The organism is Mesorhizobium sp. M1A.F.Ca.IN.022.07.1.1 (assembly GCF_003997575.1).
Lineage (GTDB): Bacteria > Pseudomonadota > Alphaproteobacteria > Rhizobiales > Rhizobiaceae > Mesorhizobium.
This window is the reverse complement of record NZ_RZST01000047.1, coordinates 1-23927: the sequence shown is the minus strand read 5'-3', so window position 1 is coordinate 23927 and position 23927 is coordinate 1. Positions and strand designations below refer to the sequence as shown.

Genomic DNA, 23927 nt, shown 5'->3' with positions numbered 1-23927 from the left:
GGGCAAAGCATGTTTGGCCATTCGTCCTTGCGCGACCGCGGCGCCGAGGTATCGGACGCGGTCAGCCTGGGCTTTTCAGCTAAGTTCGATATTCGCTGACCTCGACCAGGTTGTCGTCGGCATCCCGGAAATAGACCGACATCATTCTGCCGCGAGCACCGGTGCGCTCGACAGGTCCGACTTCGACCGCCACACCGTTGGCTTCGAGGCTGGCGCGGATGTCGGCAAGAGGCACCGCAGCAATGAGGCAGAAATCGCCGGAGCCCGGCGTCGGCGCCTTCGCCTTCGGCTCAAAGGTGCGAGCGACCTCGTGCAGATTGATCTTCTGCGATCCGAACAGAAGCGCGGTCGGCCGGCTCGGCTCGTCCAGCCGCCCCATGCCCAGCACGCGCTGATAGAAGTCGCAAGTCGCTTCGACAGACCGGACCGTCAGGACGAAATGATCGATGCCGGCTATCATGGGGCCTCTGCGCGCTTCGCTGGCAAAGAGATTCAACCGGCACCCTCAGGTGCTTGTTTTCATTCATCGCCAGGTCAGATATTTCGGCTTCCCGGCTTAACGGCAGGGATGGCGGCAAGTTCCGGCGGCAGGCGGTCGGGCGGGTAGGCCGGCACCTCATATTCGGCGAGCGCAATCAGCGGCACGCCGACATCGGTCTTGCCGGCCGAGCGGTCGATGATGCAGGCGGCCGCCACCACCTCGGCGCCGAGCTGGCGCAGGCAGTCGATGGTCTCGCGAATCGAGAGACCCGTGGTGACGATGTCCTCGACAATGACGACGCGCGATCCCTTTGCGATCTCGAAGCGACGCAGTCGGAACTCGCCCCCTTCCCGCTCGACCCAGACCGCCGGCGCGCCGAGATGGCGCGAGGTCTCGTAGGCCGGGATCAGGCCGCCGATCGCCGGGCCGACGACATAGTCGATCCTGCCCGGCACCGCCTCACGAATCTTCTCGGCCAGCGCCTTGCACAGGCGCTCGGTCTTGTCGGCATGCATGAAGACGCGCGCCTTCTGCAGGAAGATCGGGCTGCGCAGTCCGGACGTCAGGATGAAGTGCCCCTCGAGAACCGCGCCCGCCTCGCGGAAAATGCCCAGCACTTCATCGGTGTTCATTGTTCGCTCCATGCTCTTGGCGAGTGGTGAGTAATGAGTAGTGAATAGAATAGCGATGAGTGAATGGTGAATGGTAGTGATAGGCAACCTAATTCACTATTCACTATTTACTATTCACCCATTCACACGCCGTGCGTCGCTGACGCTCGAATTATCCTTGAGCTGCGACAGCAGCCGGTTGAGGTGCTTCAGGTCCCAAACCTCGAGGTCGATCAGCATCTCGGTGAAATCGGGCGCGGTGCGCACCATCGACAGCGTGTGGATGTTGGCATCGTTAGACGCGACGACCTGCGCGATGTCGGCGAGCGAGCCCGGCGCATTGATGGCTGTGACCGAGATGCGGGCCGGGAAGCGCTCCTTGGTACGCTCGTCGATGTCCCAGCGCACATCGATCCAGCGCTCGGGCTGGTCGTCGAAAGCCTGCAGGGCCGGCGACTGGATAGGATAAATGGTGATACCGGTTCCTGGCTGAATGATGCCGACGATGCGGTCGCCGGGCACCGCCCCTTCCGGCGCGAAGCGCACCGGCAGGTCGCCGCGCACGCCGCGGATGGGCACCGCACCGTCGCGCTGCTGGTCCTTGCCCTTGCGCGCGGCGCGGCCGGGCATCTGGAACAGCATGCCCGCGGCGTTGCGGATCTTGGACCAGCCTTCCTCGCGCTGCTTGGGCGCCGCGACCGTGACGCGCTCGTCCTTGTAGTCGGGGAAGACTGCTTTCATGACATCGGTCGAGGCAAGCTCGCCGCGGCCGACAGAGGCCAGCACGTCCTCTATATCCTTGCGCGCCAGGCGATGCAGAACCGGCTTCAGGCTTTCCTTGGTGAAGTTCTTGCCGGCGCGCTCGAAGGCGCGTTCGAGGATGCGGGCGCCGAGCCCGGAATATTGCTTGCGGATGGCATTCTTGGTGGCGCGGCGGATGGCGGCGCGCGCCTTGCCGGTGACGACGACCGATTCCCAGGCTGCCGGCGGCACCTGCGCCTTGGAGCGGATGATCTCGACCTCGTCGCCGTTCTTCAACTCCGTCATCAGCGGCATGATGCGGCCGTTGACCTTGGCGCCGACACAGGTGTCGCCGACATCGGTGTGGACGGCATAGGCGAAGTCGATGGGGGTGGCGCCGCGCGGCAGGGCGATCAGCATGCCCTTGGGCGTGAAGCAGAACACCTGGTCCTGGAACAGCTCGAGCTTGGTGTTTTCCAGGAAATCCTCGGGATTGTCGCCCTCGGCCAGTTGCTCGATGGTGCGGCGCAGCCAGGCATAGGCGTTGGTCTCCTTGGAGATCGCGTGCGCTGCGCCGTTCGGCTTGCCGCCGCTGTCCTTGTAGATCGAATGCGCGGCAACGCCGTATTCGGCGATCTTGTTCATCTCGCGGGTGCGGATCTGCAGTTCGACGCGCTGGCGCGAGGGGCCGACAATGGTGGTGTGGATCGAGCGGTAGTCATTCTGCTTCGGCGTCGAGATGTAATCCTTGAAGCGGCCAGGCACCATCGACCAGGTGGTGTGGATGGCACCAAGCGCGCGGTAGCAGTCCTCGACGGTGTCGACGACCACACGGAAGCCGAAGATGTCGGAGAGCTGCTCGAAGGAGAGCGCCTTGGCCTCCATCTTGCGGAACACCGACCAAGGCTTCTTCTGCCGGCTTTTGACGCCGGCTTTGATCGCGTGTTTTTCGAACAGGCCGGACAACGCCTTCTCGATCTCGTCCAGCACGCCCTTGTTGCGCTCGAAGATTTCGGCGAGCCGCGCGGTGACGGCGCGATAGGCTTCCGGATTGATGTAGCGGAACGCGATCTCCTCAAGTTCCTCGCGCATGCCTTGCATGCCCATGCGGCCGGCGAGCGGCGCATAGATATCCATCGTCTCCTCGGCGATGCGCAAGCGCTTGGACTCGGGCATATGGTCGAGCGTGCGCATGTTGTGCAGGCGATCGGCGAGCTTGACCAGCAGAACGCGAATATCCTCGGAGATCGCCAGCAGCAGCTTGCGCAGGTTCTCGGCCTGCTCGGCCTTCTTGGAGACGAGGTCGAGCTTCTTCAGCTTGGTCAGTCCCTCGACCAGCTTGCCCATCTCGGGGCCGAACAATTCATCGATCTCGGCCCTAGTGGCGGTCGTGTCCTCGATCGTGTCGTGCAGCAGGGCAACGGCGATGGTCGCCTCATCCATATGCATCTCGGTGAGGATGGCCGCCACTTCCAGCGGATGCGAGAAATAGGGATCGCCCGAGGCGCGCTTCTGGTGGCCATGCTTTTGCATGGCGTAGACATAGGCCTTGTTGAGCAGCGCCTCGTTGACGTCAGGCTTGTAGCGCTGCACGCGCTCGACAAGCTCATACTGACGCATCATGGGCGAAATCTCGCGGTGATGAAATGATTGATGCGCCGCACCGGCGTGCGACGCATCCCATAGATAGCCACGAAACTGACGATACGGAAGTCCCGGATGCTTGATCCAGGCCCGTGTCCAAGAGCTTAGTAGTCGTCGCTCTTTTCCGGCGGCACCAGACCCTCGATGCCGGCGAGCAGGTCTTCCTCGCTCATGCGGTCGAAGGCGATGTTCTCTTCGGCATCGTCGGTGTCGGCAGCAGCGGTGGCAGCGCCGGTCTGGTCGGCGATGGCCTCGCCCTCGGCCTCCGGCTCGTCGACCTCCACATGCTTCTGCAGCGAGTGGATCAGGTCTTCCTTGAGGTCGTCCGGCGACAGCGTCTCGTCGGCGATCTCGCGCAGCGCAATGACCGGATTCTTGTCATTGTCGCGAGGAACGGTGATCTGCGCGCCCTGGCTGATCTGGCGGGCACGGTGGCCGGCGAGCAGCACGAGCTCGAAACGGTTGTCGACCTTGTCGATGCAATCTTCAACGGTTACGCGGGCCATGGACTGCCCCCTTTCATGCGTGGATTTGATGGAAAACTGGCGGGCTCCATAACAAGGACGCCGCCGAAATACAAGCTTTATGGCGGGCACCGCCGAAGCACGAGCCCCTGCCCGGCTCAATATCGGACTTCGCCTTGCTTACCTGGTGCCGATCACAATTGCTTGCAATGCGCGCCCTGCCCTTGGATATCCATAAATCTGGCGTTATCTCGAAAGGGGCGGGAAGAGGGACCATTATCGGGCCTACCCGTCACGTCCTTTTAGACGACAGAAATTTTTGAAAAAGGATATTTTTCAATGTTCGATCCCCGTGAAAAGATCGCTCTTTTCATCGACGGCGCCAACCTCTACGCCACCTCGCGGGCGCTGGGCTTCGACATAGACTACCGCAAGCTTCTGTCGAGCTTTCAGAAACGCGGCTACCTGCTCAGGGCCTATTACTACACCGCGCTGGTCGAGGATCAGGAATATTCCTCGATCCGGCCGCTGATCGACTGGCTGGACTATAACGGCTTCAAGGTGGTGACCAAGCCAGCCAAGGAGTTCACCGACTCGACCGGCCGGCGCAAGATCAAGGGCAACATGGACATCGAGCTCACCGTCGATGCGCTGGAGCTTGCCGATGTCGTCGACCACTATGTCATCTTCTCCGGCGACGGCGACTTCCGCACGCTGGTCGAGGCGCTGCAGCGGCGTGGCCGCAAGGTTTCGATCATCTCGACCATGGCCTCGCAGCCGCCGATGATCTCCGACGACTTGCGCCGCCAGGCCGACCACTTCATCGACCTCATGACGCTGAAGAACGAAGTCGGCCGCGATCCATCGGAACGGCCGGTCCGCCGGCCTGAGCCTGCTGAAGCCGACGAGGACGATTATTGAGCGCGGCAGCCTTGAGCGCCGCGCCCTCCCCCGAGCCTGACCGCGATTGTCCGCTTTGCCCGCGGCTGCACGACTTCATCGCCGCCTGGCGCCAGCGCGAGCCGGGCTGGTTCAATGCACCGGTGCCGACCTTCCTGCCGCCGGAGGGCGAGGACTCGGTCAGGCTCCTCATCGTCGGGCTGGCGCCCGGCCTGCGCGGCGCCAACCGCACCGGGCGTCCCTTCACCGGCGACTATGCCGGCGACCTGCTCTACGCAACGCTGATCGCTCAAGGGTTGGCGCGCGGGGAATTCAAGGCCAGGCCCGATGACGGGCTGGAGCTCGTCGGCACCGCGATCACCAATGCGGTGCGATGCGTGCCGCCGGAAAACAAGCCGGTCGGCGCCGAGATCGCCACCTGCCGCACCTTCCTCAAACCGACGATCGCGCGCTTTGCCAATCTGCGGGCCATCCTGACGCTGGGCTCGATCGCGCATCAATCGACGGTGCGGGCGCTGGGCGGGCGCGTCGCCACCCTTCCGTTCCGCCACGGCGGACGCCAGCAGGCCGGCGGCATCACGCTGTTCTCCAGCTATCACTGCTCGCGCTACAACACCAACACCGGTGTCTTGACGGAAGCGATGTTCGTCGATGTCTTCAAGGAGATAGCAGCCTTCCTGAAGAGCTAGGGTCCGGCGCCGCGGCAAACAACTCCGACAGCCTCGCCGGCCCGCCCTTCAGCACATTCAGGTCGACGTCGCCGTCGATGCCGTCGACACGGCCTGTGTCGAGATATTGCCAATAGACCCAGTCGTCGTCGTTCAGCGGCCCCCGCACAGAGCGCAGCCAGCGCTGGCGTACCGCGATATGAGCGGCATAGGTCGGTGCCGTCTCATCGGTTATATAGAGAATGGCCGGCTTGCCGTAAGCCGCCTCGACCGGGCCAAGGAATGCCAGCAGTTCGGCGTTCAGCTCGGCGGGCGAAGGGCGTCGCGGACAATTGCCGTGGAACTCGATGTCGACCACCGGCGGCAAGAGCTGCTCGCCGCGCGGCACGACCGATATGAAGTTCCTGGCCTGGTCGGCACCCGGGCGGCAGAAGGTGAAGAAATGATAGGCGCCGACAGCGAGGCCCGCCGCGCGGGCCTGGCGCAAATTCTCAGCAAAGGCATCGTCGACATAGTCACCACCTTCCGTCGCCTTGATGATGGCGAAGACGACATCGTCGGCCGCGACGCGCGGCCAGTCGATCCTGCCCTGGTGATGCGAAACATCGATGCCCCTTATGGGGAATTCGCTGCGATCCGGCGGGAAAGCACGGGGTCGGAAAAAGCCCTCTGCCCATGTGGCAAGCGCCAGAACCACGAAAGCCAGGGCCAGGGCAATCAAGCCGTTCCTCAAGCCTTGGCTCCCTGCTCGCCTTGCCCGCATATCGAAGGTGGCTTTATCCGCGCTCCTTAAGGAGCCGCCCCTTCTCGCGCGACCAGTCGCGCTGCTTTTCGGTCTCGCGCTTGTCGTGCAGCTTCTTGCCGCGGGCGATGGCGAGCAGGAGCTTGGCGCGGCCGCGATCGTTGAAATAGATTTTCAGCGGCACCAGCGTCATGCCTTCGCGCTCCACGCTCTGGGCAAGCTTGGCCATCTCGCGCTTGCTGACGAGCAGCTTACGGCGCCGGCGCGGCTCGTGGTTGAAGCGGTTGGCCTGGAGATATTCCGGCAGATAGGAATTGATCAGCCAGATCTCGCCGCCTTCGGCGGAGGCGTAGCTCTCCTGGATGTTCGCCTGGCCCTGGCGCAGCGACTTGACCTCGGTGCCGGTCAGCACCAAGCCGGTCTCGATCGTGTCGAGCACCTCGTAGGAAAAGCGCGCCTTGCGGTTTTCGGCGACCGTCCTGTTGTTGGGGTCGGCTTTCTTGACTTGATTCATAATGCGGAGAGGTGGCGCCTCATCCCTAATTAATCAAGCCGGCGTGCTTCAGCGCCGCGTCGAGCTTCTCGGCGGTCGAAGCTTCGACCGTCACCAGCGGCGAGCGGACCACGTTCTCGACCTTGCCCAGCTTCGACAGGGCGTATTTGGCGCCGGATACGCCGGGCTCCACGAAAATTGCTTTATGCAGCGGCAGGAGACGATCCTGCAGTTCTAGCGCCTTGGCGCTGTCGCCGGAGAGCGTGGCTTCCTGGAACTCGGCGCAAAGGCGCGGCGCGACATTCGACGTCACCGAGATGCAGCCGACGCCGCCATGCGCATTGAAGCCGAGCGCGGACGCATCCTCACCGGAAAGCTGGATGAAATCCTTGCCGCAGGTCATGCGCTGTTCCGAGACGCGCTCGACCTTGCCGGTCGCATCCTTGACGCCGGCGATGTTCTTGAAGTCGTGGCGCAGCCTGCCCATCGTCTCCGGGGTCATGTCGATCACCGAGCGCGGTGGGATGTTGTAGATGATGATCGGCAGCTTGGTTGCCCTGGCAACGGCTGCGAAATGCTCGTAGAGGCCGCGCTGGGTCGGCTTGTTGTAATAAGGCGTGACGACCAGGGCTGCATCGGCGCCGGCCTTTTCGGCATACTGCACCAGGCCGACGGCTTCCTCGGTGTTGTTGGAGCCGGCACCGGCCACAACTGGAACCCTGCCCCTGGCGACCTCGATGCAGACCTTGACGACATTGCGGTGCTCGTCATGCGACAGCGTCGGCGACTCGCCGGTGGTGCCGACGGGCACGAGGCCCTTGGTGCCCTCGGCGATCTGCCATTCGACAAACGCGCGAAAGGCTTTCTCGTCGAAACGCCCGCTCTTTTCGAACGGTGTCACGAGCGCAGTCAGCGAGCCTCTCAGCATATTGTCCAAACTCCTTGGGACTTTGTTGGTCTAAGCATGTCGCTCTCCCAAAGCCGGGTGCCCACTTTGGGCGACATGCATCAGCGTTTTGTCGATGCGTTAATTTCGACGCCTTCTAATCGAAAGCGAAGCCGCGCACCATAGTCTCGACACGGTTCAGCGGCAAGCATTGCTGTAGTGCCAGCAAGCGTAATTCGAACGGCCTCGATAACCTTTTGTTTACGAGCCTTTCACGACCTAAGTTTAGGCTCCGGGTCGGCCTCGAAGGCCCTGCCTGCTGACAATGTGCCGGGGTGGAACATGCCGACAAATCGGCCTCATCTGTTCGCGCTTTTGAGCGCGGCCGTCGCGCTGATACCGGGTATGGCGATCGGCGGCAGCGTCGACGTGCGTGTGACGGCGGCGATTGCCGCGCCGGGCTCGCCGTCGGCCGCGGACCAGGCGCAGCAGCCTCAGCCCCCGGCCAGCATCGCGCAATTGAAGAGCGGTCTCGACGCGCTCGCGGTGAACAACATCGCCGCGGCGCGCAATGCTCGCGACACGCTGCCCGCCACCTCGCTCGACCGGCACATTCTGGCCTGGGCGATCGCGCTCTATGGCGGCGACCAGGTGCCGAGCGGCGAAATCGCCGATGCCGCCAAGATGCTGCCTGGATGGCCGGGCACGATCGCGCTGCGCAGGAACAGCGAGCGCGCGCTCTATCGCGAGAACCCGCCGCCGCAAGTGGTGGTGCGGGCCTTCGGCCGCAGCCAGCCGCTGACGCCGGAAGGCGTGATCATCCTTGCCCGCTCGCAGGTGGCGCTGGGCGATCAAGCGGCGGCGCGCGCGGTGCTGGTGCCCTTCTGGCGCACGGAGAAGCTGGATGCCCAGGACGAAACTTCCATCATCAAGGAATTCGGCACGCTGATCCCTGCGGCCGATCATCGCTATCGCATGGAGCGCATGTTCTATGCCGACCGGCCGTCCTCGGCGCTGCGCGTCGCCGGCATTGCCGGCGCCCAGCAACTGGCGGATGCCTGGGTGGCGGTCGATAAAGGCGAAAAAAACGCGGCGAAACTGTTGAAGGCGGTGCCGGCGGCGCAGCGTTCGGCCGGCTATTTCTTCGCCGAGGCAGAATATCTGCGCAAGCAGCAAAAACTTGCCGATGCCGCGGCAGTCGTGATGAAGGCGCCGACCAATCGCGACGCGCTGGTCGATCCCGATGCCTGGTGGGTGGAGCGGCGCGTTCTTTCGCGCGAGCTGGTCGATCAGGGCGACATAAAGACCGCCTACAAGATCGCCTCCATGCATGCGGCCGAAAGCGCGGCCAGCGCCGCGGAAGCCGAGTTCCATGCCGGCTGGTATGCATTGCGCGGTCTCAACGACCCGGCAGCAGCCGCCTCGCATTTTTCACGCATCGCCGAGCTCGCCCAGGGACCGGTGTCGCTGTCGCGCGCCTATTACTGGCTTGGCCGCGCCGCGGAAGTCGGCGGCCCGGGCAGCGCCAAGGACTATTTCACCCGGGCCGCCAGCTACGGCACCACCTTCTACGGCCAGCTTGCCGGCGAGCGTGTGGGCCTCAGAACCTTGAGCATCGTCCATCCCACGCCCAGCGCGGCCGACCGCCAAAGCTTCGAGGGCCGCGAGGCGGTGAAAGCGATCAAGCGGCTGCAGGAGGCAGGGTATGACCGCTATGCCGAGACGCTCTACCGCGACCTCGCGGGGCAGCTGACCAGCCCCGGCGAGCTTGCGCTGCTGGCGGGGCTTGCCGAAAAACAGGGCAACCATTTCATGGCGCTGAAGGTCGGCAAGATCGCCGCCCAGCGCGGCATCGATGTGGGTGCGCTTTCGCATCCGTTGGGTGTCATTCCCGATTCGGCCGATATCTCCGGCTCCGGCAAGGCGCTGGCCTATGCCATCGCCCGCCAGGAGAGCGAGTTCAATGTCGCGGCGATTTCCAGCGCGGGCGCGCGCGGCCTCTTGCAGTTGATGCCGGGTACCGCCAAGCAACTGGCGAAGAAGGCCGGCATGACCTTCTCGCAAACGCGGCTGACGACCGATGCCGGTTACAACGCGACGCTGGGGTCAGCTTTTCTCGGCGAGCAGCTCGACCGCTTCAACGGCTCCTATGTGCTGACCTTCGCGGGGTACAATGCCGGCCCAAACCGCGCCGCCCAGTGGGTGGCGAAATACGGTGATCCGCGCGGCAAGGACGTGGACGCCGTCGTCGACTGGGTCGAGCGGATCCCCTACACGGAAACAAGAAGTTACGTGCAGCGCGTGATGGAGAATTATGAAGTCTACAAGATGCGTATTTCCGGCAAATACGACATCGTCGGGGATCTGGTGAACGGGCGGAGTTGATCGCCGTGGGGCGTATGCAAGCCTCAGGTTGGCGATCCTTCGCGCCCCTCTGTCCTGCCGGACACCTCCCGCACTTGGAGATTGGCAGTTTCGCTGCCGGCTCGTTCATGCCGCTTTGGCGATGGGTAAAAGCTTAGATGACAGTCAAATCCCCTTGCGGGGAGATGTCCGACAGAACAGAGGAGATGCTGTCCCGCCAGCGTGGCAAGGTTGTGTAACGTGCCTTCCCATCATTTGACCGCGGCCGCCCTCGCCTGTAGCTGTCGGTCACCTCAGCGAGGAGCAGCATACCGATGGCGTGCGACGGTTTCTCCGACTTCTTCTATGCCGCACCCGATGGGCTGAAACTGCATGCCCGCATTTATGGCGAGGCGAACGGTGGCTGGCCGATCGTTTGCCTGCCCGGCCTCACCCGCAATGCGCGCGACTTCCATGAGCTCGCGCTTTACCTCTCCGGCAAGGCGAAGACGCCGCGCAAGGTCGTCGCTTTCGACTATCGCGGCCGTGGCCGATCCGACTACGATCCCGACATCAGCCACTACAATGTCGGCGTCGAAGCCGGCGACGTGCTCGCTGGCTTGTCAGCGCTGGGTATCGAAGAGGCTGGCTTCATCGGCACCTCGCGCGGCGGACTGATCATCCATGTGCTCGGCGCGCTGAAGCCGGCCGCGTTGAAAGCCATTGTCCTCAACGATATTGGCCCGGTGATCGAGGCGGAAGGTCTGGCCCATATCCGCTCATATCTCGATCGCGCGCCGAGGCCGAAGACATTCGCCGAGGCGGTCGACACGCAGCGGCGCGTGCATGGTGCCGGCTTCCCTGCGCTCACCGATGCCGACTGGGCGCGTATGGTTGGCGCCATCTGCCGCGATACGGATGCAGGGCTGGTGCCCGATTTCGATCCTGCCCTGGTCGAGACCCTGGCCAATGTCGACTTCAGCAAGCCACTGCCGGATCTTTGGCCACAGTTCAACGCGCTTGCCGCCGTGCCGTTGCTCGCCATACGCGGCGGCAATTCGACGCTTCTCTCCACCGCGACGATCGAGGAGATGGCAAAGCGTCATCCCGGCATGGAGACGATCACGGTGGAAGGCCAGGGACACGCGCCCTTGCTGGAAACCGGCAACCTGCCGAAGAAGATTGCGGATTTCCTCGATCGCGCCGAAGTCAAGTCCACGTAAAGTAAAGCCCGAGACTAACTCCGCCCCGGGGCTGTTTTTGAAATATAGATTCCCGGCGCGTGTCGTGCCGCCTATTTGCCCTTCGAGCTCTTGCGGCCTGCCTTCGCCGGCTCCGAGCCGCTCTCCTTGCGGGCGGCTTTGGTCGGTGACGGCGTGGTCAACGGGGACGCAAACACCGAGTTCTCTGCGGGCCGCGGCGCCTCTTCGGCACGCGGCTTCTCCAGCACCACGACGCAGCCATCGAGGTCGTTGGTGGCGAGGTGCGCATACCGCATGGTCATCGAAAGCGTCTGGTGACCGAGCCACATCTGCACGCGCCGGATATCGATGCCGCCCTGGACGAGTCGCGAAGCGCAGGTGTGGCGCAGGATATGCGGCACCACCTGCTCATCGGCGCCAAGACCGACTTCGGCCTTCGCCTCGTTCCAGATGGCGCGGTACTGCGCCTGGGTGAGCTTGGTGAACGGACCCTTTGGCCGGCGGCCTTCGGTGGTCGGCGGCAGCTTGATCACCTCCTTGACCCGTTCGGTCATCGGGATGGTGCGGCTGCGGCCCGACTTTGTGATCCAGAAGCTGACGCGGTGTTCCTGGATGTCGTTCCAGATCAGGCCGAGCGCCTCGCCGAGACGGCAGCCGGTGTCGACCAGGAAGACGGAAAGTCTGTAAGCATCTTCGCTGCGGCTCTTGATGGCGGCGAACAGCCTTGTCTCTTCGTCCCTTTCGAGGAAACGAATCCGTCCCGCCCGCTCCTTCTGGCGGCGGAACTCGGGCAGGCTGTGGATATCTCCCATCTTATGAGCCTTGCGCAGCAGCTTGCTGAGTGCAGCCATCTTGCGATTGATGGTTGCGTTGCTGTTCCCGCGCTGGCGCAAGGTACCGATAAGACTGTCCAGGGTGTTCTGGTCAAAGGTGCTGAAACGCTCTCCCAGAAGGATCTCGTCTATTTCACCAATGAATGAGCTGACATTGTATTTATGCCGCCCATCATCCCAGAGTATATCCCGGTATGCTGTAAAGAGCTCACTGACCCTGTACGATTTTACTTCCCGGATCTTGTTATAGGTGTACCTAAACTTCGAATTCTGAGAAGAAAATACCGCAAAATGACCAGAGGGCTCCCCCTCTTGAATCGCTTCATTCGACATTTTTAGCCACACCCCCTGTGGTTAAGGGACCAGCCCTAACCGCTCGGGAGCATCCTTTCAAGAGTTTTCGAGTCTGGCCTCCGACCCCATCCGCCACGGCGGATCCCACAAAGTCGCTCTACAGACCCGATCAGCTTACCGTATCACCCCCATCCTTTCGTTGCGTTGATCCATCGCGAAAAGCAAGACGGCCCGGGCATAGAGATGCCCGGGCCGGATTTCATGTTGTTGCAGTCCAGCCCTTAGAAGGAGCGCTGGAAGCGGAGGATACCGCCGACGCTGTTCTTCTTGTCAGCGTTGGTCCAGTTACCATAAATGGTCGGGGTATCGAAGTTCCCATAATGGTTCCAGTCAACTTCGGCCGTGACCGTGAAGCCGGGGACAACGTCGTAGGCAACGTTTGCCGCGACGCCGTAATTCTTGTCGTCGTCACCCGACACCTGGAGGTTGAACGAGGTCTTCTCGTTGAACTTATAGGTGCCGCCAGCCCACCAAGCCCAGTTACCGCCCCAGATCTTGTAGAAGCCGCGACCATTAGCGTCGATGAAATTATCATCGTTGAGCTTGCCGTCGTTGCCATAGCCAAACATGCCGAACAGCGAGATCTGGTCATTGACGTTGACGTCCAAGCGAACCTTGCCGGTCACCTGTTCGTAATTGCTGTCATAAGCCAAAACACCGGTGACGGCGCCCCAGCCCTGCGTCCACTTCACACCGCCGACGACATGCGGAACATAGCTGTCGATGGTGTAAACGTCGCCGTAGCCCTCTTCGAGAGAGACCACAGCCGAGAAGCCGTTGCCGGCGTCGAAATAGTACTGCACGACGTTGGTGTCGAAGCCACCGTAAGGAACGATCGTGTCCTGGATGACGTTGCCGGCATAGCCGATGAACGTATCGAAGGCCGATTCGTCCTTACCGACGCGGAGACCGCCGAGCTGGATCCAGGCGAAGTTCAGCGACACGTCTTTGTTGCCAGCCGGATTGGTGGTGGTGACGAGGCCATCCCTGCCGCTACCATTGCCGAAGTTGAAGCGGGTCTCGGTGTAGGTCTTCAACGTGCCGAGCTCGGTTTCCTGGCCGGTCCAGGTCTTCAGCGTAAAGCGAGCATTTTTCTTCCACGTGCCGTTCTCGTCGCCATCGATCTTGTCGAGAGCCTTGGCACCATCGAACGAGCCAACATCGCCGAAGCCAATGTCGTATCGAACATAGCCGCCGATGCGCAGGCAGGTCTCGGTGCCGGGGATGTAGAAGTAGCCCGAACCGTACACGTCGCAGATCTTGACGTATTCAGCCGGTTCCGGCTCGGCGACGGTCACCGCGTCGGCGGCGCGAGCACCGGAAACTGCGATCAGGGCCGCAGCTGAGCCGAGAAGAAGGCTCTTGATGTTCATTTTCTGACCTCCAGTCAAAAGTTAAAAAACGGGTCTGGGTATTTTTTGCTGAAGGACAGCGTTCCCTGCCCCATCCCCACTTACCGAAAAAGATGCGCACCGCGCCGCTCCTTCGAACGTGACCTTTACCCAGGCGGCGGCGGCGTTCAACCATGATCGTATCGGCAGAAGCCCAGTCCGGACGCTATCCCCGAACGTTGTTGCACAAATGACACGATTTGGCCTCACTCCGAAAGTTCTCATTAACCATTAAGGCCTTGCGGCCGGTCGAATCCGGCGATGAGCGGCCGAAATTGCGGCGCCAGCGTGCGAGTCGCCGGGCAGGGAATCGCCATGGAATCGCCGCATGGGAACACTCATCCTGCTGCCCCGTGCGGAATTTTCAGTGATTACGGCGCGGGAATGTTGATTGTGCTGATGCTTTTCTTTATCCAGCGGCGCGACGGAGAGGTGGCCGAGTGGTCGAAGGCGCTCCCCTGCTAAGGGAGTAGAGGTCAAAAGCTTCTCGTGGGTTCGAATCCCATCCTCTCCGCCATCCTGCTTCGCGCTGCGCGCTTCGCAGGACAAGCCCTACAGTTCGTGCGAAGCAGGATGGCGGAGAGGATGCCCTCCGAAGCCTTGGCGAAGGAGGGCCGGTCCGTGTGGTGCGTATACCTGATTGAGAGCGAGGCTTTCGTAGGCGAGCGTTATTTCGGCATAACATCGGCGACGAATTGCTGAGCATAACGCCGGAAAGTCCAGTCACACTTCCAAATTTCTCCCGTGGAATCGTGACCTACATGGCCTTTTCAAGCCGAGCAAAGGCGACTTCGTTCGAGCGCTATCTCAAATCGGGATCCGGGCACGCGTTCGCCAGCAAACGTCTGTGGTAGCGGCCACTCGGAAAAAATACACAATAACAAAGCACTGACACCGGTGACAGTCGAGTGAAATCGACGCTGCCGTTCGATTCTGACTGGAGGTCAGAAAATGAACATCAAGAGCCTTCTTCTCGGCTCAGCTGCGGCCCTGATCGCAGTTTCCGGTGCTCGCGCTGCCGACGCGGTGACCGTCGCCGAGCCGGAACCGGCTGAATACGTCAAGATCTGCGACGTGTACGGCGCCGGCTACTTCTATATCCCCGGCACCGAGACCTGCCTGCGCATCGGCGGCTATGTCCGCTACGACGCCGCTGGTGGCGACATCGGCTCGTTCGACGGCGCCCGCACGAGCGACGTCGTAACCGGCAAGGACCAGGGCACATGGTTCAAAAACACCCGCTTCACGCTCAAGACCTGGACCGGCCAGGAAACCGAGCTCGGCACGTTGAAGACCTACACCGAAATGCGCATGAATTTCGGCAACCGCAACGGGGACTTTGAGTACAATGAAGCCGGCAACAAGACCTTCGACCTGCACTTCGCCTGGGTTCAGCTCGGTGGACTGCGCGTCGGTCTCGACGAATCGGCTTTCGACACCTTCGTCGGTTACGCCGGCAACGTCATCAACGACACGCTGGTCCCCTACGGCGGCTTCCAGACCAATGAAATCCAGTACTACTTCGATGCCGGCAACGGCTTCTCGGCAGTGGTCTCGCTGGAAGAGGGTTCGGGTCGATATGACGGGGCAATTGGCACGATCGACAGCTATGTTCCGCATGTCGTCGGCGGCGTGAAGTACACGCAGGGCTGGGGCGACATCGTCGGTGTCGTTGCCTACGACAGCAACTACGAAAACGTATCCGGCAAGGTTCGCCTGGATGTGAACGTGACCAACGAACTGTCGCTGTTCGGCATGTTCGGTTACGGCAGCGACGGCAAGCTTGGCGATGTTGGACTAGCTCGCTCCTTCTACAAGCCATGGGGCGGCCATTGGGCCTTCTGGGCCGGCGGCACTTACAAGTTCAGCGACAAGGCCTCCTTCAACCTTCAGGTGTCGGGCGATCAGTTCAAGAACTACGGCATTGCAGCTAACGTTGCCTACACCGTCGTTCCCGGCCTCACCATCACGCCCGAAGTTGACTTCCTCCACAATGGCAGGTTCGGCGATCTGGACAATTCCAACTGGACCGGTGCCACCAAGAAGAACAGCGTCGGCGGTATCATCCGTTTCCAGCGCGACTTCTAGAACCAGATATTTTCTGGGGAGACAGGAAAACCCGGCGGGCAACCGCCGGGCTTTTTTTTGTTTTAAGTGCATGTCGAGGTCCCCAATCGCTGCGCAGTTTGGGTGTTGCAGCAAATGTCCGAGCCGCCTTTGGCGTTCGACACGATATCGGCGTAGCGGCTGTGGAGAGCTCCTAAAATCCGGGGGACAGCCGCTCCTGGTCGCAGCATGGAACGGGATGCCGAAGCTGCCAATCTCGCGACTTGTGGGGAGATATTCAGTCCGGCCCGCAGTTGCTGCCGAACGTCCGGCAGGACAAAGGCGGCGCGAACGGTCATAACCGATCTGGCTTTGCGTCGCCGCAATTCCTCGACCCAACTCCAAGCCGTCAGAATCTCCGGATCGAGCAACTGGCTCGCCGGAGCGGCTGCGCCCGGCGATCGAATTCAAACCTCGGCCAGGTCACCCAGGGCTTCAATCAGGGGGGTGATCTCGGCTTCGAAATTCTTCCAGCGCCTCACGGAGGATTTGTAGATCGGCTGACGAACCTGCCAACGGCTGGGGGTGGTAACCGCCCCTTCCCTATCGAAGAAGCGCAAGCAGGCATCATCCCACGGGAGCCCGAGATAATCGATGAGCCGGCGCGACTGCGCCTCTTGGTTCTCCACAAGTGTCTCATATCGATTCTCGAAGATGCGGCCTGGGAACACCTCGTTCCAGTGACGCATCAAGCGGTCGTACTCGCGATAGTAGAGGCCGAGCGCCTGCAGGTCCGCATTGTAGCCGTGCGTCGAGTTGAACGGCAGGACGTAGCACGATACGCAGTTGTCGATAGCATCGCGGCGACAGTGAATGATGCGCGCCTTGGGAAAGAGAAGGCTGAGAAGGCCGATCAATTCGAAGTTGTGCGGCATCTTATCTATGATGCGCTGCGCCGTCGGAGCGCGCTCGCGCAGATAGGAGTGGTGTTCATGGGCCAACGTCTTCGACAAGCCTTCGGTGATTGTCGAGATCGGTTTGCTGAAATCGGAGGCCGAGGCTTGCAGACCGATTGCATTCGCCACCCGCCTTAGCTTGCTCAACTCTCCCGCCCCGTGAGCCTCGGGATGACTGGCGCATATTTGTTCGGTAAGCGTGGTGCCCGAGCGCGGCATGCCCACCACGAACACAGGCGCTTCGGAAGAATTGCCATAACCGGACCTTGCCGCAAAGAAATCCGGCGTGAAGGTTTCAATCGTCAGGTCTATGAAACGACGGTACTGATCGATGTCGAATTTGTGACCTTCCGCTTGCTTCGCCTTCCTGAAGTGGTCGAAGGCTTGCGCATAGCGCTTGAGGTCGTTCCCCACCTTACCGGCGGCGTAGTTGAGACTCGCTTTAGCCTCCGGCTTAAGCCCCGGCCTGTTCAACTCGCGAAGGATCGACTGGAATTCGGCGGGCTCCTCAGTGAATTTTCGGGTTTGCACAAGGTCGTAGTAGGCGGCCGCCACGTCGATGCGGCGTTCGATCGCCTCCTTGAGATAGGAAGCGGCCTCATCCATGCGCCCAAGGCCTGTGAGCGCGGCTGCTATTCCGATCCGCGCCTTGGGATGGTCGCGCTTGATCCTCAGCGCCTGCTCATACAGCGGCAAGGCCAGATCAGGTTTATCGAACTGGGTGTAGACGCCCCCCAAGGCACAAAGCGCCTCTACCAGATCGGGCTGCACTTCCAAGGCGTATTGGATGTGTTTGACGGCCGCTGAGAATTCACTCAGCTTCCCATAGGCCTCGCCGAGGCTAAGATGGTAGTAGGGGTTTCTAGGCTCCTCGCCGACTGCACGCGCGAAATAGCGCAAGGCCGCCTCATGATCGGAACCCAGACAGACGGTGCCCATGATGTACAGGGCCAGCGGATGATTTGGCGTTCGAGCCAGCACCTGGAAGCATAAATCCTGTGCTTCATCCAGGCGTTTGGCCTGTTGACACTCATAAGCTTTCTTCAGCAAAGCGTCGTCGGCCTGTGCGCGGGCAAGCGAATTCTGGAGGCTCGGCTGTGGCGGACTTGCCTGGGGCCATCTGGGCTTCGGCATAACGCCGGATTTGAGGTGTTTGGACCAGGCAGGTGGCAGTCGGTTATTCATGCCTTTGGCTAGCAAAGGGGGCGGGCGAAATCCAGTAAACACAATGCGATGCGGGTCCGCGGAATAGATATTCAGCGCCCCAACCCATCCCCGTCTGATCGGCCCACAGTACTGCCAGCCTTGGCACGCATCTGCACCTTGCCTCTACACCGATCGGATGTCCCCTTTCCGCAAGCGGCATCGTTTCAGAGGAGATTATTTGCGCTGACACATCAATTTCGGCGCGCATTACAGCTCGCCAGGTCGCCCAAGGTGTTTTGGTCGTACTCTGTCAACCCAGGTGCGCCAGAGGCCAAATTGAGATATGGGGCAGCCTAGCCAGTGGCAGTCAAATCTCCGCCAAGTCACCCAACGCTTCGATCAGGGGCTGGATTTCGCGCTCATAGTTCTTCCAGCGCTTCACCGAAGATTTGTAGATCGGCTGGCGAACCTGCCAGCGACTGTACGTGTTTACCGCACCATCCCTCTCGAAGAAGCGAAGGCATGCATCGTCCCATGATAGCCCAAGATAGTTTATCAGACGGCGCGACTGCTCCTCCTGGTTTTCAATCAGCGTCTCATAACGATTTTCGAGAATACGACCCGGGAAAACTCTGTTCCAATGGCGCATCAAGCGATCATACTCGCGATAGTAAAGTCCAAGTGTGCGCAAATCGCAATTGTAGCTATGACCTTCGCTAAAGGCCAGCATGAAGCAAGAAACACAATTATCGATGGCGTCGCGACGGCAATGAATGACCCGCGCGTTGGGGAAGAGAAGCCAGATGAGGCCTACCACTTCGAAATTGTGCGGCATCTTATCGATGACGCGCGCCGCATGGGGTGCCCTCTCCCGTAGATAAGCCAAGTGTTCATCCGCCAGCATTTTTGAAAGATCGGGTGTGATTGACATGATCGATTGGGCCATGTCGCCCGAAGAGCGATCTAGTAGGCCGGTTGCGTTCGCAACTCGCCTCAGCTTGCTAAGTTCGCCCGCGCCGTGCGCATACGGATGGCTGGCGCAAATTTGTTCAGTAAGCGTGGTCCCCGAACGTGGCATGCCAACAACAAAAACAGGCACTTCAGACGAATTTCCATAGCCCGCTCTTTCGGCTAGCAGGTCTGGGGTGAATATCTCGATCATCGAATCGACCCAGCGCCGGTACTGGTCGACATCGAACCTGTAACCCAAGGCCTCTTTCGCCTTGTTAAAGTGAAAAAAAGCCTGTTCGTAGCGTTTGAGGTCGTTCAGAACCTTGCCGGCCGCGTGATGGAGTTGCCCCGCGCACTGGCCGCCCAGCTTTGAATTGTCGAGTTCGCGCAGAATGGATTGGAGTTCCGCGGGCTCCTCCGCGAATTTGCGGGTGTGTACAAGATCGTTATAGGCAGTTGGCACTTCAATCCGCCGATCGATCGCTTCCTTCAGGTAGGTAGCGGCTTCATCCATCCGCCCGAGGCTGCTGAGCGCGTTAGCAAGCCCTATGCGTACCTTCGGATGGTCGCGATTGATTCTCAACGCCTTCTCGAAGAGCGGCAATGCCATCTCTGGTTTATCAAACGCCAAATAAACACGGCCAAGAGAACAAAGCGCTTCTACAAGATCAGGCTGCAAGTCCAGTGCATACTCTATGTGCTTGATCGCTGACGAAAACTCGCTGAGTTTTACATAGACGTCGCCGAGACTTAGATGGTAGTAAGGATTTTTAGGCTCCTCGCCGACAGCTCGCGCGAAATATCGCAAAGCCTTTTCATCGTCGTAGCCCACATACACCGTCCCCAGGATGTACATAGCAAGAGGATGATTTGGCGTGCGCGCAAGGACTTGGAGGCATATGTCCTGAGCCTCCTCCAGCCGTTTGGCTTGCTGGTGTTCATAGGCTTGCTTCAGGAGCTCGTCGTCGGCTCTCTCTCGCGCGCGCAAATTTGTTTTCAGCAAACTGGCTTGCGGCAACTTGGTTTGCGGCGCAGGGCCGGATCTAAGGTGCTTTGACCAAGCAGGCGGCAGTCGATTGTTCATGGTGCCTCGCTACCAAAAACAAGCGGCGGAATCCAGCCTGAGCCGCGCAATCGATATGGTTCTGGCGCAGCTTGCGTCCTTCCATCGCTCACGTTAGCAAGAAGCCACCTTTCTCAACCGAGCCTTTGCCATGCGCCAGCGCCCTTCCCTTACGCCGATCGTCGGCGCGCTTCCCACCACGGTGCCGTTCGTCGGGCCGGAGGCGCAGGAGCGCGAGCGCGGCCGGCCTTTCCGCGCCCGCATCGGCGCCAATGAGAGCAGCTTTGGCCCCTCGCCGCGCGTGATTGCCCGCATGGAGAGCGTTGCGCGCGACCAGTGGATGTATTGCGACCCCGACAATTTCGAGCTGAAGGTCGCGGCGGCCGCGCATCACAATGTCGGCGTCGAGAACGTGGTGGTCGGCGAAGGCATTGACGGGCTGCTCGGCCTTGTGGCGCGCATGTATGTCGCGCCGGGCGACGCGGTGGTGACCTCGCTTGGCGCCTATCCCACCTTCAACTTCCACATCGCCGGCGTCGGCGGCCGGCTGGTGACGGTTCCCTACGCCGACGACAAGGAGGACCTCGACGGACTGCTTGCCGCTGTCGCCCGGGAACGAGCGCCGCTCGTCTATCTCTCCAATCCGGACAATCCGATGGGAAGCTGGTGGGAGGCGCCGGACGTCGTCGGCTTCATCGAGGCCCTGCCGGAAACCACCATGCTGGTGCTGGACGAGGCCTATGGCGAGCTCGGACCGGCCTCGGCGCTACCGCCGATCGACGTCGCGCGGCCGAACGTCGTGCGCATGCGCACCTTCTCCAAGGCGTATGGGCTTGCCGGCATTCGCTGCGGCTATGCGGTGGCCGAACGGGAAGTGATCCGCGACTTCGAAAAGATCCGCAACCATTACGGCGTCAGCCGCATGGCGCAGATCGCCGGGCTCGAGGCGCTGGCCGATCAGGACTATCTGAATTCGGTGGTGGCGCGCGTGGCCGCGGGGCGCCGGCGCATTGCGGCCATCGCCGAGGAAAACGGGCTGAAGCCGCTGCCCTCGGCGACCAATTTCGTCACCATAGACTGCGGCCGCGACGGCGCCTTCGCGCTGAAGGTGATGCAGGCGCTGCTCTCGCGCGACGTCTTCATCCGCAAGCCGATGGCGCCGCGGCTCGACCGCTGCATCCGGGTCAGCGTCGGCCTCGACCATGAGCTCGACATCTTCGCCGAGGAATTGCCTGGCGCGCTGGCGACGGCGCGGGGGAACTAACGGCGATCCACAGCCGTTGCGTTTGCGCGGCGCCGAGCCGGATTCCGTAAGGCTTCGAAGGCGGAGACGAGCATGGTCGAGCAGAAGAGAACCGTTCGGGCGCGCATCTCCGGCAAGGTGCAAGGGGTCAGCTACCGGGTTTGGGCGCGGGACGAAGCCGTGCGCCTCGGACTGACGGGCTGGGTGCGAAACGAGCACGACGGTTCGGTCACGGCGCTCATCGCCGGCGCCGACGCAGCGATCGACTCGATGGTCGATCGGCTGTGGCGGGGGCCTAGGGGCGCGACGGTCATCAGGGTCGAGGTCGAAGAACGCACGGACGATAGTGCACCTATCGACTTCAGGATCATCGCCTAGGCAAGTCCGCCGAAATCAGCTTCCATCCACCGATCGGCAAACCGTCCGACATTGCTTCTGGTGCGATACGCACACGATATATGTGCGTATATTCCGATTTGTTACTTTAGCGCCGCATGATGAACATATTTGCTCCATAGCCGGAAAGGCGGGTGACGGAGATCAGGGGGCTCACCAAACAGTATCAACGGGGATATCCGATGCCGCAGCACAGTGCCAACGAGCAGTATCTGCTCGAGCTCATCAATGCTGAGCGCGCCAAGACCGGCGCCCAGCCCCTGGCCTTCGACAACGATCTCAGCGAAGCCGCCGAGGGCCACGACAAGTGGATGCTGGCCACCGACACATTCTCCCACACCGGTTCCGGAGGTTCGTCGCCGACGACGCGCATGACGAATGCCGGCTATACGCTGAGCGGCTCATGGGCCACGGGCGAGAACATCGCCTGGGCAACGACCCGCGCGCCGACCGGCTATGTCGACGAGGTCAAGCTTCTCCACACCAATCTGATGAATTCTCCCGGGCACCGGGCCAACATCCTCAATTCCAACTTCCGTGAAGTTGGGCTCGCCTTCGAGGTCGGCGACTACAAGGGCCGCAGCAGCGCCTTCGTCACCGAGGATTTCGCCAAGAGCGGCACGGATCTCTTCCTCACCGGCGTCGCTTTCGACGACAAGGACGGCGACCGTTTCTACGATCCGGGCGAAGGGCTGGGCACCATCACTGTGACCGCCAGGAACTCAGCCGGCCAGACCTTTAAGACCACGACCTCGGCCGCCGGCGGCTATGATCTAGCGCTGAAGCCCGGCACCTATAACGTCACTTTTTCTGGCGCCAATATCGCCACTTCGACGCAGACGGCGACAATCGGCACCAAGAACGTCAAGCGCGACCTGATCGACCCGGCAATGAAATCGGGCACGCTCGCGGCGACGGCATCGGCAGAAGATTCAGGATCCGATACAAGCCACGCCCCGGCCGCGTCGACCAGCGGACCGAACACGGGCAACGGCGCCAAAAACTGGCTCGCCGACTTCTTCGGCAAGCATCCTGTTGGCGACCGGGGCACGCCTGGTCTCACCGACTCCACCGACGCGCCAAAGCATGATGCGGTGGCCTTGGACGGCGACCAATTCTTGTTCCGTCACGCCTCGCACGCCAATCCGGACAACGCGCCGGATCCGTCGGACCATGTCCAGCAGGCTGTGGAACGGGCGGCAGCGGGGCTGCACGACCAGCTGCCGGCCGACAATCCGGTCTTTGCCGACGCGGCCGATGCGGCGCAGTCCGCGATCACCAAGATCCTGGCGCAGATTGCCGGCCATTCCGACCATCAGACGACGGCACTCGTCGGCTGATCTTGACCGCGGGCCGCGCCTCGATCGCGGCCCGCCAACCCGCCTCAAGCCGGGCGCGGTTTTTTCGGGGGTAACCATCTGACACGCTCGCCTTTAGCTGACCTGAAGCCTTCCGAGCTTCGCAAGGCGCTCGCCTCCTTCCGCGGCCCGTATGCGGCCGTCGCCGGCCTCAGCGGCCTCATCAACGTGCTGATGCTGTCCGGTTCGCTGTTCATGCTGCAGGTCTATGACCGCGTTCTGCCTAGCCGCAGCGTGCCGACGCTGGTGGCGCTGATCATTCTGGTCGCCGTGCTTTATGCCTTCCAGGGCGTCCTCGAAGCGATCCGTGCGCGCGTGCTGACACGCATCGGCGCCGGCATCGACGAGCTCATCGCCGGCCGCGTCTTCAACTGCCTCGTGCGGCTGCCGCTCAGAACGCCTGATCGCGGCGAAGGCCTGCAGGCGCTGCGCGACCTCGACCAGGTCAGCGGCTTCCTTTCCAGCCCCGGCCCGGGTGCGCTGTTCGATCTGCCATGGATGCCGCTCTATGTTGTGATCTGCTTTCTTTTCCATCCGTGGATCGGCGTCGCGGCGCTCATCGGCGCGCTGCTGCTGATCGCGCTGACGGCACTCACCGATCGCCTGGTCCGCGCCCCGACCAAGGCAATGTCCGGCTTCGGCACAAGGCGCGGCGCGATCGCGCAGGCGAGCGCCCGCAACGCCGAAGTGCTGGCCGCCATGGGCATGGGCGAGAGGCTGGCCGGGCGCTGGAGCCAAGCAAACAACGCCTTCCGCGAGGCGCAGGCGCAGGCGAGCGACCTGACGAGCGGATTGGGTGCGGCTTCGCGCATCATGCGCATGATGCTGCAGTCGATGGTCCTGGCGCTCGGCGCCTATCTGGTCATTTACCAGCAGGCCACGCCCGGCATCATCATCGCCAGTTCAATCCTGACATCGCGGGCGCTGGCGCCGATCGAGCTCGCCACCGCGTATTGGAAGCACTTCCTCAGCGCGCGCCAGAGCTGGCAGAGGCTGGTCGATCTGTTTGCCGCCT

The 23927-nt window shown here is 61.7% G+C and carries 20 protein-coding genes, 1 tRNA gene and 1 pseudogene; 11 read left to right on the top strand and 11 right to left on the bottom strand.

Annotation, left to right across the window (positions count from 1 at the left end; genetic code table 11):
• Nucleotides 1–79: 79 nt before the first annotated feature.
• The 4 genes from EOA75_RS08345 to rpoZ form a co-directional block, all read right to left on the bottom strand.
• On the bottom strand, nucleotides 80–460 hold the full coding sequence (locus EOA75_RS08345; RefSeq protein ID WP_127324051.1) for a VOC family protein: 381 nt from the start codon (nucleotides 458–460) through the stop codon (nucleotides 80–82).
• 74 nt (nucleotides 461–534) lie between these two features.
• Complete coding sequence (gene pyrE / locus EOA75_RS08340) at nucleotides 535–1113, bottom strand: orotate phosphoribosyltransferase (protein WP_095823682.1); 579 nt, start codon at nucleotides 1111–1113, stop codon at nucleotides 535–537.
• A gap of 114 nt (nucleotides 1114–1227) precedes the next feature.
• Nucleotides 1228–3456 carry a bifunctional (p)ppGpp synthetase/guanosine-3',5'-bis(diphosphate) 3'-pyrophosphohydrolase gene (locus EOA75_RS08335; RefSeq protein WP_066997471.1) on the bottom strand — a complete coding sequence of 743 codons (2229 nt, stop codon included), beginning with the start codon at nucleotides 3454–3456 and terminating at the stop codon, nucleotides 1228–1230.
• Between the two features lie 125 nt (nucleotides 3457–3581).
• Entirely contained in the window at nucleotides 3582–3983 is a 402-nt protein-coding gene (gene rpoZ / locus EOA75_RS08330) for a DNA-directed RNA polymerase subunit omega (protein WP_066997473.1), read from the bottom strand.
• A gap of 297 nt (nucleotides 3984–4280) precedes the next feature.
• On the opposite strand from rpoZ, the gene EOA75_RS08325 reads away from it, so the two are divergent.
• Complete coding sequence (locus EOA75_RS08325; protein ID WP_066997475.1) at nucleotides 4281–4862, top strand: NYN domain-containing protein; 582 nt, start codon at nucleotides 4281–4283, stop codon at nucleotides 4860–4862.
• Complete coding sequence (locus EOA75_RS08320) at nucleotides 4859–5530, top strand: uracil-DNA glycosylase (RefSeq protein WP_164747319.1); 672 nt, start codon at nucleotides 4859–4861, stop codon at nucleotides 5528–5530. Before EOA75_RS08325 ends, EOA75_RS08320 begins: the two co-directional genes overlap by 4 nt.
• Here EOA75_RS08320 and EOA75_RS08315 read toward each other — a convergent pair.
• From EOA75_RS08315 to dapA, 3 genes are read right to left on the bottom strand one after another with little or no spacing between them, the layout of a single operon-like run.
• The gene (locus EOA75_RS08315) at nucleotides 5499–6242 is read right to left on the bottom strand and encodes a GH25 family lysozyme (protein ID WP_127324050.1); all 744 of its coding nucleotides are present in this window, start codon (nucleotides 6240–6242) and stop codon (nucleotides 5499–5501) included. The genes EOA75_RS08320 and EOA75_RS08315 overlap by 32 nt on opposite strands.
• Nucleotides 6243–6285: 43 nt before the next feature.
• Entirely contained in the window at nucleotides 6286–6765 is a 480-nt protein-coding gene (gene smpB / locus EOA75_RS08310; protein WP_067321086.1) for an SsrA-binding protein SmpB, read from the bottom strand.
• Nucleotides 6766–6790: 25 nt separating this feature from the next.
• A complete protein-coding gene (gene dapA, locus EOA75_RS08305) occupies nucleotides 6791–7672 on the bottom strand; it encodes a 4-hydroxy-tetrahydrodipicolinate synthase (RefSeq protein ID WP_095823685.1) in 882 nt (293 codons plus the stop codon).
• A 300-nt stretch (nucleotides 7673–7972) separates the two neighbouring features.
• Between dapA and EOA75_RS08300 the strand changes: the two genes are divergently transcribed.
• Together EOA75_RS08300 and EOA75_RS08295 are read left to right on the top strand one after the other, a co-directional pair.
• Nucleotides 7973–10015: a lytic transglycosylase domain-containing protein gene (locus tag EOA75_RS08300; protein ID WP_095800126.1), complete on the top strand. Its 2043-nt coding sequence runs from the start codon at nucleotides 7973–7975 to the stop codon at nucleotides 10013–10015.
• Between the two features lie 293 nt (nucleotides 10016–10308).
• Complete coding sequence (locus EOA75_RS08295) at nucleotides 10309–11196, top strand: alpha/beta hydrolase (protein WP_127324049.1); 888 nt, start codon at nucleotides 10309–10311, stop codon at nucleotides 11194–11196.
• A 71-nt stretch (nucleotides 11197–11267) separates the two neighbouring features.
• Here EOA75_RS08295 and EOA75_RS08290 read toward each other — a convergent pair whose 3' ends face one another.
• Both EOA75_RS08290 and EOA75_RS08285 read right to left on the bottom strand, forming a co-directional pair.
• A complete protein-coding gene (locus EOA75_RS08290) occupies nucleotides 11268–12341 on the bottom strand; it encodes a site-specific integrase (RefSeq protein ID WP_127324048.1) in 1074 nt (357 codons plus the stop codon).
• A gap of 242 nt (nucleotides 12342–12583) precedes the next feature.
• Nucleotides 12584–13735, bottom strand: a complete 1152-nt coding sequence (locus tag EOA75_RS08285) for a porin (RefSeq protein WP_095777863.1) — start codon at nucleotides 13733–13735, stop codon at nucleotides 12584–12586.
• 444 nt (nucleotides 13736–14179) lie between these two features.
• On the opposite strand from EOA75_RS08285, the gene EOA75_RS08280 reads away from it, so the two are divergent.
• The 3 genes and pseudogenes from EOA75_RS08280 to EOA75_RS08270 all read left to right on the top strand — a co-directional run bounded on the left by EOA75_RS08280 (nucleotide 14180) and on the right by EOA75_RS08270 (nucleotide 15841).
• Nucleotides 14180–14270: transfer RNA gene (locus tag EOA75_RS08280), tRNA-Ser, on the top strand.
• Nucleotides 14271–14374: 104 nt separating this feature from the next.
• Nucleotides 14375–14607 (top strand): annotated as a pseudogene (locus EOA75_RS34910) (GIY-YIG nuclease family protein).
• A 97-nt stretch (nucleotides 14608–14704) separates the two neighbouring features.
• Entirely contained in the window at nucleotides 14705–15841 is a 1137-nt protein-coding gene (locus tag EOA75_RS08270) for a porin (RefSeq protein ID WP_095781533.1), read from the top strand.
• A gap of 425 nt (nucleotides 15842–16266) precedes the next feature.
• Here EOA75_RS08270 and EOA75_RS08265 read toward each other — a convergent pair whose 3' ends face one another.
• Nucleotides 16267–17940 (bottom strand): sulfotransferase, encoded by a 1674-nt coding sequence (locus EOA75_RS08265; protein WP_127324047.1) that lies wholly within the window; start codon nucleotides 17938–17940, stop codon nucleotides 16267–16269.
• A gap of 328 nt (nucleotides 17941–18268) precedes the next feature.
• Nucleotides 18269–19936, bottom strand: coding sequence for a sulfotransferase (locus tag EOA75_RS08260; RefSeq protein WP_127324046.1), 1668 nt, complete (start codon nucleotides 19934–19936; stop codon nucleotides 18269–18271).
• Nucleotides 19937–20066: 130 nt separating this feature from the next.
• Here EOA75_RS08260 and EOA75_RS08255 point away from each other — a divergent pair, with 130 nt between their 5' ends.
• The 4 genes from EOA75_RS08255 to EOA75_RS08240 all read left to right on the top strand — a co-directional run.
• Entirely contained in the window at nucleotides 20067–21179 is a 1113-nt protein-coding gene (locus EOA75_RS08255; RefSeq protein WP_127324045.1) for a pyridoxal phosphate-dependent aminotransferase, read from the top strand.
• A 72-nt stretch (nucleotides 21180–21251) separates the two neighbouring features.
• The gene (locus EOA75_RS08250) at nucleotides 21252–21536 is read left to right on the top strand and encodes an acylphosphatase (protein WP_067321058.1); all 285 of its coding nucleotides are present in this window, start codon (nucleotides 21252–21254) and stop codon (nucleotides 21534–21536) included.
• A gap of 200 nt (nucleotides 21537–21736) precedes the next feature.
• On the top strand, nucleotides 21737–22894 hold the full coding sequence (locus EOA75_RS08245; protein ID WP_127324044.1) for a CAP domain-containing protein: 1158 nt from the start codon (nucleotides 21737–21739) through the stop codon (nucleotides 22892–22894).
• Nucleotides 22895–23086: 192 nt separating this feature from the next.
• Nucleotides 23087–23927, top strand: an 841-nt coding sequence (locus tag EOA75_RS08240; RefSeq protein WP_245466589.1) for an ABC transporter transmembrane domain-containing protein, incomplete at its 3' end; no start/stop codon positions are given.

What these genes read in the sequence shown, in the direction of transcription:
- EOA75_RS08345 (WP_127324051.1), bottom strand. Translation starts at nt 460, where the DNA reads ATGATAGCCGGCATCGATCATTTCGTCCTGACGGTCCGGTCTGTCGAA.
- pyrE (WP_095823682.1), bottom strand. Translation starts at nt 1,113, where the DNA reads ATGAACACCGATGAAGTGCTGGGCATTTTCCGCGAGGCGGGCGCGGTT.
- EOA75_RS08335 (WP_066997471.1), bottom strand. Translation starts at nt 3,456, where the DNA reads ATGATGCGTCAGTATGAGCTTGTCGAGCGCGTGCAGCGCTACAAGCCT.
- rpoZ (WP_066997473.1), bottom strand. Translation starts at nt 3,983, where the DNA reads ATGGCCCGCGTAACCGTTGAAGATTGCATCGACAAGGTCGACAACCGT.
- EOA75_RS08325 (WP_066997475.1), top strand. Translation starts at nt 4,281, where the DNA reads ATGTTCGATCCCCGTGAAAAGATCGCTCTTTTCATCGACGGCGCCAAC.
- smpB (WP_067321086.1), bottom strand. Translation starts at nt 6,765, where the DNA reads ATGAATCAAGTCAAGAAAGCCGACCCCAACAACAGGACGGTCGCCGAA.
- dapA (WP_095823685.1), bottom strand. Translation starts at nt 7,672, where the DNA reads ATGCTGAGAGGCTCGCTGACTGCGCTCGTGACACCGTTCGAAAAGAGC.
- EOA75_RS08300 (WP_095800126.1), top strand. Translation starts at nt 7,973, where the DNA reads ATGCCGACAAATCGGCCTCATCTGTTCGCGCTTTTGAGCGCGGCCGTC.
- EOA75_RS08295 (WP_127324049.1), top strand. Translation starts at nt 10,309, where the DNA reads ATGGCGTGCGACGGTTTCTCCGACTTCTTCTATGCCGCACCCGATGGG.
- EOA75_RS08290 (WP_127324048.1), bottom strand. Translation starts at nt 12,341, where the DNA reads ATGTCGAATGAAGCGATTCAAGAGGGGGAGCCCTCTGGTCATTTTGCG.
- EOA75_RS08285 (WP_095777863.1), bottom strand. Translation starts at nt 13,735, where the DNA reads ATGAACATCAAGAGCCTTCTTCTCGGCTCAGCTGCGGCCCTGATCGCA.
- EOA75_RS08270 (WP_095781533.1), top strand. Translation starts at nt 14,705, where the DNA reads ATGAACATCAAGAGCCTTCTTCTCGGCTCAGCTGCGGCCCTGATCGCA.
- EOA75_RS08265 (WP_127324047.1), bottom strand. Translation starts at nt 17,940, where the DNA reads ATGAATAACCGACTGCCACCTGCCTGGTCCAAACACCTCAAATCCGGC.
- EOA75_RS08260 (WP_127324046.1), bottom strand. Translation starts at nt 19,936, where the DNA reads ATGAACAATCGACTGCCGCCTGCTTGGTCAAAGCACCTTAGATCCGGC.
- EOA75_RS08255 (WP_127324045.1), top strand. Translation starts at nt 20,067, where the DNA reads ATGCGCCAGCGCCCTTCCCTTACGCCGATCGTCGGCGCGCTTCCCACC.
- EOA75_RS08250 (WP_067321058.1), top strand. Translation starts at nt 21,252, where the DNA reads ATGGTCGAGCAGAAGAGAACCGTTCGGGCGCGCATCTCCGGCAAGGTG.
- EOA75_RS08245 (WP_127324044.1), top strand. Translation starts at nt 21,737, where the DNA reads ATGCCGCAGCACAGTGCCAACGAGCAGTATCTGCTCGAGCTCATCAAT.